Origin of the sequence: Paenibacillus pinihumi DSM 23905 = JCM 16419, from assembly GCF_000422505.1 — a bacterium.
In the GTDB taxonomy this organism is placed as follows: Bacteria; Bacillota; Bacilli; order Paenibacillales; family Paenibacillaceae; genus Paenibacillus_D; species Paenibacillus_D pinihumi.
The window spans coordinates 353,059-363,842 of sequence record NZ_KE383867.1 but is presented as its reverse complement, the minus strand read 5'-3'; the positions used below and the strand labels follow the sequence as shown (position 1 = coordinate 363,842).

General features: G+C 49.0%; 9 protein-coding genes and 1 rRNA gene. 1 reads left to right on the top strand and 9 read right to left on the bottom strand.

What is annotated here, in order from left to right:
• Positions 1–189 (bottom strand): 16S ribosomal RNA (locus tag H583_RS0127615); the annotation flags it as partial.
• Between the two features lie 562 nt (positions 190–751).
• Positions 752–1,336, bottom strand: a complete 585-nt coding sequence (locus H583_RS34525) for a hypothetical protein (RefSeq protein WP_051237120.1) — start codon at positions 1,334–1,336, stop codon at positions 752–754.
• Positions 1,337–1,712: 376 nt separating this feature from the next.
• On the opposite strand from H583_RS34525, the gene H583_RS0127600 reads away from it, so the two are divergent.
• Positions 1,713–2,075, top strand: coding sequence for a YgzB family protein (locus H583_RS0127600; RefSeq protein ID WP_036711207.1), 363 nt, complete (start codon positions 1,713–1,715; stop codon positions 2,073–2,075).
• 82 nt (positions 2,076–2,157) lie between these two features.
• Here the strand turns inward: H583_RS0127600 and H583_RS0127595 are convergent, their stop codons facing one another.
• The 7 genes from H583_RS0127595 to H583_RS0127565 all read right to left on the bottom strand — a co-directional run bounded on the left by H583_RS0127595 (position 2,158) and on the right by H583_RS0127565 (position 10,676).
• Positions 2,158–3,885, bottom strand: coding sequence for a glycosyl hydrolase family 18 protein (locus H583_RS0127595; RefSeq protein ID WP_036711301.1), 1,728 nt, complete (start codon positions 3,883–3,885; stop codon positions 2,158–2,160).
• A gap of 127 nt (positions 3,886–4,012) precedes the next feature.
• A complete protein-coding gene (gene perR, locus H583_RS0127590; protein WP_028563310.1) occupies positions 4,013–4,444 on the bottom strand; it encodes a peroxide-responsive transcriptional repressor PerR in 432 nt (143 codons plus the stop codon).
• A 94-nt stretch (positions 4,445–4,538) separates the two neighbouring features.
• Complete coding sequence (locus H583_RS0127585) at positions 4,539–6,449, bottom strand: DUF4097 family beta strand repeat-containing protein (RefSeq protein ID WP_028563309.1); 1,911 nt, start codon at positions 6,447–6,449, stop codon at positions 4,539–4,541.
• Between the two features lie 330 nt (positions 6,450–6,779).
• Entirely contained in the window at positions 6,780–8,222 is a 1,443-nt protein-coding gene (gene gatB, locus H583_RS0127580) for an Asp-tRNA(Asn)/Glu-tRNA(Gln) amidotransferase subunit GatB (protein ID WP_028563308.1), read from the bottom strand.
• A 45-nt stretch (positions 8,223–8,267) separates the two neighbouring features.
• On the bottom strand, positions 8,268–9,728 hold the full coding sequence (gene gatA / locus H583_RS0127575; RefSeq protein WP_028563307.1) for an Asp-tRNA(Asn)/Glu-tRNA(Gln) amidotransferase subunit GatA: 1,461 nt from the start codon (positions 9,726–9,728) through the stop codon (positions 8,268–8,270).
• Between the two features lie 31 nt (positions 9,729–9,759).
• A complete protein-coding gene (gene gatC / locus H583_RS0127570) occupies positions 9,760–10,047 on the bottom strand; it encodes an Asp-tRNA(Asn)/Glu-tRNA(Gln) amidotransferase subunit GatC (protein WP_028563306.1) in 288 nt (95 codons plus the stop codon).
• A 248-nt stretch (positions 10,048–10,295) separates the two neighbouring features.
• Positions 10,296–10,676, bottom strand: a complete 381-nt coding sequence (locus tag H583_RS0127565; protein ID WP_028563305.1) for a hypothetical protein — start codon at positions 10,674–10,676, stop codon at positions 10,296–10,298.
• Between the last annotated feature and the right edge of the window lie 108 nt (positions 10,677–10,784).

Here is a 10,784-nt window from a genome sequence, read left to right as displayed (position 1 = left end):
AACCGCGTATCCGGTATTAGCATTCGTTTCCGAATGTTATCCCAGTCTTACAGGCAGGTTACCTACGTGTTACTCACCCGTCCGCCGCTAACTATCCGAGAAGCAAGCTTCTCTTCAAGTCCGCTCGACTTGCATGTATTAGGCACGCCGCCAGCGTTCGTCCTGAGCCAGGATCAAACTCTCCATAAAAGTTATAGATAAGCTTGTTAGCTCATTACATTTTGTTGCTGTTCTGCGACTCTTTCAAGTCACAGGGCATTTCGCTCGTTGTTCAGTTTTCAAAGAACAAATTACTTCGTTTTCGTTACCGCCATGTCTCAGCGGCGACTTTTATAATATATCACAGTTGCCTATCTCTTTGCAAGCTTTTTTTTAAAATTCTTTTTTGTTAATTTCTTGATGAATGCTTGCCTTTCAAGCGGCGAGATTTAATGTATCATAATTTGTGCTTTAAAGTCAAGCTTCGACAGCATTTTTTTCAAAGAATCTCATTTCTGCCCTTTCATCCCGGCAGCAACAGGCTTTGAATCCCTGTAGCGTAAAGGCAACTGCCCGCAATTCAGCAGTCCCTTCAAGGCCATCTTCATCCCAAACGGATTACTGCGGTTTCCCTTTCCGGCCATTACTCCCTTTATAAATAGAAAATTGTTGTTTGCACTCTGAACCGAATTCGCTATAAATGATATCTATCTGTTGCGCAAGAACGGCTGTCTCTTCTATAGGAAGTGACTGCCCCAGGATAGCTATTCTTCTATAATACAGAATACAGCTTCATCTCCAGATTGCTAAAGGAGCCGTCTGGTCCGATGACAGCCACTTCACGAACGTATCCTCTGGCAAGCAACTTGTTTACAAGCAGTGCGAGATCCGCCTCTAACCAGGACAAAGACGCATGATGCTGAAGCTCCTTCAGACTCCACGGTTCTTCCCTGCTTTTGAGCACCTGAAAAATTAGAGAGCTGCAAGACTTCATTTTGTCCATCAGTGAAAACTCACATCCCAGCAGAACGAGTTTGAGCCGCTGTTCCAGGGATTCTTCATTGCCTGTAAGCTCCTCATACAGCTTGTGAATGCCAGGATGATAACGCCGGATTTGGCGCCAGACGCTTGTTTCAGGCTGAACCTGCTTTTCGATAAGCTCAATTCTGGCCCAGTGATGCAGGGCTGCAAGCGCACTGCTGTGGGCATCAAGCAGATTATCATTCTGCAAGTCGTCTCTGGCCTGCAAATAAGAACGCACAAAGCCCATAAACTCAAATAGCAGTCTATGGTCTTGCTGCTGTACCGGAGCCCCGCCTAGTTGCTGTACCATTTTCCAAACATCGTCATAATCCAACACAGTTTCACCCCGTACCAGACTTTATACATGTCGCATATAGTCCCATATACTTACAAGCCCGCGCCGTTATGCTTTGCCTGCATTCCGTCGCGTGTTCCACAGAATCCGCTTTCCCTTCTTATAGCGCAGCTTGCCGGTTTAGGCTATAATTGAATTCTATGATTTAATCCATTTTCGACGAATCAGTGCCGGTTTCCTGCTTTTGCATGAAGATTTCACCTCTGTTACTGCAGGATCAGCCTCCTCAATTCAATCCAATTTATCTGAATAAAAGGATTCTACCGGCTGAACGCACCCTGTTTTGTTCCAGAGCTCTACATAAGTGGCGTCATGTAAGTCAAGCCGTATTAATTCGCAGGAAAGGATGAAAAACATGTTTTTTAAATCGAGTAAAATTAATGAGTTCCGCTTATGGGGCTTGTTGCTCACCCTGATCGGGATGGGGCTTATGATTTTTGGAACATCAGGAATCTTGCTTTGGGGTCAAGCCGGCAAAATATTCGCCGCAATTTTCATGGTCATCGGCATGATTTCCATGATGGGAAGCATGGCAATCTATTTTTGGGCCGGCATGCTGTCTACAAGCGCAGTACTGCTTGAATGCCCGGAATGCAGCCGCCCAACCAAAATGCTCGGCAAAACCGATCGCTGCATGTTTTGTAAAACCAAGCTTACACTCGATCCGAACCAGGCTACCCACTCCCCTACCGGTGAACCGGAGCCGGGAAAAGTATAAGTAGATCAAGAGAAACATAACAAGAAGCCCCTGGCTGCTGATGCCAGGGGCTTTACTTATCGGCTATACATGAGAGATGAAGCTATGGTCTGCTTTGCAGTTCTTTATCCAATACGCCCCAGATTTGCGGCTTTTGAAAGCTTCGCTGCCATGTGGCCACACCAGCAAGATCATACTTTTTGGCCAGCAGTGCACGCGCTTTGACAGAAGCCTCGTCCTCCATCCAGATTCGTTTCAAAGCACCATCTTCCTTGTATTCAATATAATTTTGGCCCACTTCAGGTTTGAATACAGGCTTAAGCTGCTTCTCCGCGATCAGCTTGTCTACCGTCTCCATGCCGATTGCCTTCGACGATACTTTTGTTTTCCCGTCTTTCCCGGTCTCCTCTGTCCATACCCGCGTATATAGCGGTATGCCGAGTACCAGTTTTTCCGGCGGCACCTGATCCTCTTCCAGAATCCGTTTGACCGATTGCTCTACCCAAGGCAGCGAAGCAACAGAGCCGGCTACAGGACTGGCAGCCCAGTGCTCGTCATAGGCCATCACCATCATAAAGTCAACAACCTTGCCAAGCGCTTCGCGGTCCAGGAAGGCAGACCACATTTCACTGTTCGATTTTGGCGTTACGTCAATAGAAACAACCAATCCCTGTTCATGCAGAAGAGGCGTCATTTCCCTGACGAACTGGATGAGATTTTCCTTATCCTTCGTATGCACATTTTCAAAGTCAATATTAATGCCTTGCAGCTTATAAATTTGGGCAAATGAGAGCAATTGCTTAATCATGTTAAGACGAGTCTCATAACTGGCAAGTGCCACAGTTGTCATATCCGGCTTAAAGCTGTTGCTGAAAAGCGCCCAGACCTGCATGCCTTTGGCATGCGCCCAATTGACATACGTCATATCTGCCTTGCTGCGAAGCAGACCGGATTCATCCGCCAGCTCAAACCAGGTAGGACTGACCACATTAACCCCTTCAAGCTCTCCGATCTTCTCCAGATCAGGCTGCCGGTTATAGACAGCCTCCCAGGTCAGATTGATCTTTTTTCCATACAGCTTCCATGGAATAAACGACTTATCTGCGGGCTGCTTGGGAATGGTCTCAATACTCGTCAGGGATACACCTGATTTGGCAGCATACCCGACATACCCGGAAGCACCCTGTACTTTGTACCATCCCTCTTCCTCTCCCCAAATCCTTACCTCATCGCCTGCCGCCAAGGTTTGAATAATTGGAGCCTTGATGGTCGGCCCCGAGCGGACCGAAATGTCTTTCTTGGACACTACCGCCCGTTGAATCAGCTCGTCCGGCAAATGTAGGGTTACAATAGATGAATCTTTTGTATAGTCGAATTGCAAGCCAAACAGTTCTTTAAGCGGCTCCACTGGCAAATAGACGATATTATCCTTCTTATGCGCCGCAAAGCTGAGCTTGAACGGTTTTTGGTTCATGGTCGCTGTCAGTGCCTCGGTCTTGAAATGAACGACCTTGTTCTCTGTTGTCAAAATAATCGAGCCGCTCTCTTCTTCATAGCGGACAGGCTCTTTCGAGTCTAGCACCTTTTGCACCGCATCAAGCGGCAGCTTGACACTCTCTCCGTTCTGATCCAACACCGCTCCAAACCCGAGAGCTTCGCCTTTATAAAATAAAGGATGTTCCTCTTTGAATACCGGCACAACCCGCTCAAAGTTCGGGACATAGTTTTCCCAGCCCCAGTAAGCGCCCCCTGCCAAGACACCTAGAAAACAAAAGAACAAAAACCCTCTGAATCCCCGCCCCTTTCTTCTCCGTGGTGACTGAGCACGCATCGTCTCCAAAACGACCACTCCTCCTCCTGATTTCAACAGTTAATTCAGTCCATTTCAAAAAAACGCGCACAATAGGGGCAGCTTGAATACATCTGCTCCTGTCGTACGCGTTTTGTCATGTCAACGATTATTGAATCCTGCTCGAACAAGTCCGGCACAGCCCGTAAATCTCCATACGGTGACCTTCAACGACGAATCCGGTCTCCTTGGATGCTGCGCGCTCTACTTCAAGCAAAGGCGGATAATCAAAATCAACGATTGTGCCGCACTCCTTGCATATCGCATGATAGTGATCCGACAGATCTGCATCAAACCGGCTGGAATCATCACCATAGGTAAGCTCGCGTACAAGCCCCGCCTCTACAAATAGACGTAAATTATTATAAATAGTTGCAACACTCATGCTAGGGAATTTCGGCGAAAGCGCCTTGTAAATCTCATCAGCCGTCGGATGAGTCAGCGCATCCATCAGATACGTTAAGATGGCGTGCCGCTGCGGGGTCATCCGGACGCCAGTCATTTTCAATTGTTCCAATGCTTGCTGGACGCTAGCACCCATAGCCCTCACGCCTTTCTAATTTAATAATAATTATTATTTGTTAGCACCATTTTACGTGTTAGGTTTGACATTTGTCAATGAAAGCGCCATTTTGTTACTTTTGAAATTTTTCCAGATAGATGCTGCTGTTTGCATTAATATGAATTTTATATTCTCCTGTTCCGATTGTGCCGGTCACTTTCTTATGGCTGACATCAAGCGGCAGACTCGTAATAATCGAACCAAAGGTCACCCCGCCCAGTACGCTGTAATCACCGGCCTCAGGCAGAATAAGCCGGATTTCACCAATTGCGCTGTCAATGTCCCAAGAACCGCCTACGCGGGAACTGGCGACGGAAATGCTGCCGTTCAATGTATCGGCTTTTATCGCACCGCCCGCCTCGGCAATCCGGATCTGTCCGTTCTTCGTATCAGCTTCTGTGTTCCCTGAAGCCCGCAAAACGGTAATACTCCCGTTTACAGCCGAAATACTGCTATCTCCTTCAATACCGTCTGCGGTAATATTCCCGCTCTCAATGACCAGCCTCGCATTGCTTTGTAGTCCCTTGGCCTCAATACCGCCGCTTTTCACCTTGGCCGTTACAGGTCCGGCAACCTGCCGCAATTTCAATTCACCATAAGTAGCATCAATATCCAAGCCCTCTGTAAGAAGCGGGCCGTCGATATCAACGCTCCCATTCACAATCCGGACCTTCATTTTCAACGGCCGGCTCTCAGCTGCCTTGTTTCCAGCCTCACCCGCAGCAGTACTATCATCCGGTTCATCCGCCGGTGAATGTTCAAACTCATTCACAATATCGCCTTGATTTTCATCTCCGGCATGATCTAATGTTTTATCCGCTTCTGTCGGGGACCCATTGTCTATTCCGGCCGCATCGGTTTTATCATGTGTGTCCATCATTTCGAATTCAGGCTTTGGAAGGTACACGATCAGATTAATGCGCGGCTTCTGATTATGGTCCTCCCCGTAGAGCTCGCCCTTGCCTTCAATTATGAGCCGGCCGCCATCTTCCTTAATTTCCGTTCCCGAAAACAAAGCGGCCTGTTCCGCAGCTTTCTGGTCAGGTAGATCAATCCAGATCACCGATTCCACTTTCAGCTTGCTGTCTTCTGTAGGTACGACGCGCAAATTCCCGTTTGTATTGACAATATCAATTTGCTTAATCGTATCTCCCAGCTCTGCATAGAGCGGTTTGCCGTCAAAACGATGGCCTTGCTCCCCTGTGAACCCGCTTAGCTCGCTATAATTTGTCGTCCATTGGTCCAGCCAACGGAAAGGAATTTCGGCAAGCTCCGTCACCGCATATACCGATACAGAGATAATGATGACTACAAGCAGTCCGATCCAGTCCGTGGACAGCCGTTTTTTTACCCGTCTGAGCCACATGCTCAGCAGTGCGGTTTCCAGGCCAAGAAGCACAACTGCAGCAGGCCACCACTGGGCAATTACAGCTCCAGCTTGTGTCCCCGTCCATATTCCAATCCATAGCAGGACGCCGGTCAAAATAAATGTCAGCGCCGCGGTGATCCTTCCCAGCCGTATCCTCCCTCTTGCCATTCGCCAGCATAGCCACAGTCCAAGCAGCATCAGGGCTGTCCCCGGTGCATATGCACCGGCAAGCTCCAGGCTTCTTGCCAAGAAAGGCGGGGTATGCAGCAGTGCGAGCAGCATAATCCCGGCCAAGGCTAACCCGAGTCCCTGAAGCGGGGTAAATCCATTGTCCTGCCCTTCATCGACAGCTTTGACAAGCTGTTGAAGCGCATCGTAGACACTGTAAAAGTACACAGAAGGAATAAGCAGTCCCAAAAAGACAAGCAGCATAAGATGCTGGTCCCCTGCTGTATTCGCATAATAAATCATTGCCATGACGGCAAGCACGCTAATAATGAGCAAATTTAGTCCCTTGGCTACTCTCCCAAGCAGCATATGCCCGCCGCCAGGTATTAAAAATGCAAGTAAAATTGCACTTGCCCGCTTGCCTCCGGATAACTGTTGTTTTTCCATTAATGTTCACACTCACTTTGTCCCTTGCAGCTGTTACCATTTTAACATGTTCATTTTATAAAAATCCAAAGCAATTATTTGTGTTGCGGCAGATGTGGATTATGAGACAGTGCTGCTGGTTCGTGTTAGGAGGATTTAGCAATGCAGACGTTCTAACGGAATCAGATCAGCTGGTTAATAGAGGACTATCGGTATCCATGCATATTAAGTTTTATAATTAAAAAAGCATCCCCACAAGCATCAGAAGCTTGGGGAATGCTTTACATAATGAAATTTCATTGCTGTTAATGATTTAATGATTCAAACAAAGCAAGCAGAAGACAGTTGTCCTTAGCGGCTCAGACATTCCTGCAAAAGCTTGTTGACAAGCGCGGGATTCGCTTTGCCTCTGGACTCTTTCATCACTTGACCGACAAGGAAGCCGATTGCCTTGTCTTTACCTGCGCGGTAATCCTCAACCGATTGCGGGTTGGCAGCAACGACCTTCTCGACGATTGCAAGGATAGCACCTTCATCGCTGATTTGCACCAGTCCCTGCTCCTCAACGATTTGCTGTGGCAACTTGCCTGTTTCTAGCATCGCCTTGAACACCGTTTTGGCAATTTTGCTGCTGATTGTACCCTTCTCAAGCAATCCGATCATTTCGCCAAGCCCCTGGCCGGTAATCTTGACATCATCCAGTTCTTGGTTGTTAGCATTCAAATAACCGAGCAAATCGCCCATAATCCAGTTGGAAACCGCCTTGGCATCCTTGGTATAATTCAGGCTCTCCTCGAAGAAATCAGCAAGTTTCTTGGAGGAAGTGATGACACCTGCATCATACGACGGCAAGCCCAGACCGCTGGTGTAGCGCTCCTGGCGTGCATCCGGCAGCTCAGGGATCGAAGCGCGCACTCTGCTCTTCCACTCATCGTCAATATAAAGCTGTACCAGATCTGGGTCCGGGAAGTAACGGTAGTCATGCGCTTCTTCCTTGCTCCGCATGGAAATTGTCTTGCCTTGAGCCTCGTCCCAGCGGCGGGTTTCCTGTACAACTACTCCGCCGCTGTCCAGCACTTCTGCCTGGCGCCATTCTTCGTACTCCAGACCACGCTGGACACCACGGAAGGAGTTCATATTTTTCAGTTCCGTACGGGTTCCGAATTTCTCCTGGCCCCATGGACGAATACTGATATTGGCATCACAGCGCAGCGAGCCTTCCTCCATTTTCACGTCGGAAACATCGCAGTACAGCATAATTGCCTTCAGCTTTTCCAGATAAGCCTTGGCTTCCTCAGGTGTGCGGATATCCGGCTCAGAGACGATCTCCACCAGTGGCGTACCGACACGGTTCAAATCAACAAGCGAGGCATAGCCGCCGTCAACATGAGTCAACTTGCCTGCGTCCTCCTCCAGGTGAAGCCGGGTAATGCCGATTCGCTTGGTTTTACCGTCAACTTCAATATCAATCCAGCCGTTCTCGCCGATCGGCTTGTCATATTGCGAAATCTGATACGCCTTGGGCGAATCCGGGTAGAAATAGTTTTTGCGGTCAAATTTGCTCTCTGTGGCAATCTCGCAGTTAAGCGCCATCGCTGCTTTCATTGCATACTCTACCGCCTGCCTGTTCAGCACCGGGAGAACACCCGGGTGACCGAGACAAATCGGACAGGTATGCGTATTCGGAGCAGCACCGAAGGACGCCTTGCAGCCGCAAAAGATTTTACTGTTCGTATGCAGCTCAACGTGCACCTCAAGGCCCACTACCGTTTCATATTTGGTCGATTGTGACATCGCTTGGTTCCTCCTGCTTCTTGTTTTCCGGCCCTTCGCCAAACCTTACAGCTGCGGACGCAATTTATGATGCTCGGTATTTTGCTCGAAGGCATGCGCTGCACGCAGTACAGTAGCCTCATCAAACGCCTTCCCGATAATTTGCAGGCCAACCGGCATATTGTCTGCCAGGCCGCACGGGACGCTGATTGCCGGCACGCCTGCAAGGCTGACCGGAATTGTACAAATATCATTCAGATACATCGTCAGCGGATCGCCGACCTGCTCACCGATTTTGAATGCCGTCGTTGGGGCTGTAGGGCCCATAATGACATCAAATTTCTTGAACACCTCATCAAAGTCCTGCTTGATTAATGTACGGACCTTCTGCGCCTTCAAGTAATAAGCATCATAGTACCCGGAGCTGAGCGCATAGGTACCAAGCATAATACGGCGCTTTACCTCCGGCCCAAAGCCTTGGCTGCGGGATTTGCGGTACAGGTCAATCAGGTTGTCAGGGTTGTCTGCCCGGACACCATAACGAACGCCGTCAAAGCGGGCCAGGTTCGAAGAAGCCTCCGAGGAAGCCAGCAAATAGTAGGTTGCAATCGCATATTCCGTATGCGGCAGAGAAACTTCCTCCCAGGTTGCGCCCAGCGATTCATATACTTTCAGTGCCGCCAGAACAGATTCCTTAACCTGCGGATCAATCCCTTGTCCGAGATATTCCTTCGGCACGCCGATACGAAGCCCTTTCACGTCTCCGTTCAGTGCGCTCAGGTAATCCGGAATGTCAACCTTAGCGGAAGTGGAATCCATCTCATCATAGCCGGCAATTGCCTGAAGGACATACGCAGAGTCCTCCACGTTTTTCGTAATCGGCCCGATCTGGTCAAGGGATGAAGCAAAGGCTACAAGCCCGAAGCGGGATACGAGGCCGTAGGTCGGCTTGAGGCCGACAACGCCGCAGTAAGAGGCCGGCTGGCGAATCGAACCGCCTGTGTCAGAGCCGAGAGAGAAGTATACTTGTCCCGCAGCTACTGCAGCTGCCGAGCCGCCGCTGGAGCCGCCTGGCACATAATCAGTATTCCATGGGTTGCGTGTCGGGTAAAAGCTCGAGTTCTCATTGGAACCGCCCATTGCAAATTCATCCATGTTCAGTTTTCCGATCGTAACCGATTGTGCCGCCTTCAGTTTGCGTGAGACGGTAGCATCGTAAATCGGGTTGTAATTGCTCAAAAACTGGCTCGCACAAGTTGTCAGCAGGTTCTCCGTGACAATGTTGTCTTTAATCCCTGCGGGCAGACCAAACAGCAGACCGCGTTCTGCGCCGCCTGCCAGCTGGCTGTCCAGCTCCGCTGCTTCCTTGCGTGCCTGCTCTTCATTTAAGGTCAGGAATGCCTTGATATTGGAGTCTGTATCCGCAATTTTCTTGTAGGATGCTTCAACGAGCTCCGCAACGGATACCTCTTTGTTGTTAAGCTTGCTATGTAAATCCTGCAGGCGCAAATCAAACGTTGATGCCAACAGTGATTCCTCCCTTCAGTTCTGTTCGAATCTATTCCAGTACAGCCGGAACGCGGAATTGTCCATCCTCTTCATCCGGCGCATTGCGCATCGCTTTCTCCACGCCTGTCGACGGACGCGATACGTCCTCGCGCATAACATTTGTGATCGGTTGTACATGGCTGGTCGGCTCCACATTATCCGTATCCAGCTCGCCCAGCTTTTCGGCATATTTCAAAATTGCATTCAACTGGCCCGTGAACTGCTCCTTTTCTTCCTCCGAGAGCTCCAGACGCGCCAGCGCTGCAACATGCTCTACATCTTTAATCGTAATGCTCATGAATCGTGCTCCTCCTTTTCCAAGCCCTATACTCAATGTTCCCATTATAGCCTAGAGATGGCTTCAACTCAATAAACTCCGGGATAAACACATTGCCCGTTCCATGCAGACCAGGTCTGAACGAAACGGGCAATGCAAAATACATTATGAAAAATTCGCACAAGGGTAACGGTTAAGCCGCTCCTGACAACATCGGCATCAATTTGCCATTAAAGGTTAGAAGAAAAATTGCGAGTTTCTTCACCTTGTTAAATCCAGGCCTTAAGATTAATCTGTCTGACAAAATCTTCAGGCTTGGTAATGACGGTGTGCTCCTCGTCTGCTTCCTCTTCCACCGCGTCCCCATTCATAATCCGCTTGAACAGCGCTTCATTATGGGTTGCCAGCGCAAAGTCAATCAGCGCCTCACGCTCAATGCGGTCAACCTCTTCCTGGACCAGCACTTCCTCCAGCTCCAGATCAGAGCCCGGAACAAAGAAGTTCTTATTCACCTTCGGAATCCGTACGACATAATCAAATGCATTATCCGCATTCCGGTCATACGCAATTATATACCCATACTCCCCCACAGGGAGATTCTGTTCAAATTTATCTTCGACAACGATGACTTTCTGCCCAAGCTTCCACATCGCTATCCGCCCCCTATTCTAGCAGCTCGTTAATTCTTGTATATATCCTACTAAAAAAAGATAGCGGTGTCCAATGGTAGAGACTCCAGTCATTCAACGGCTGATTAA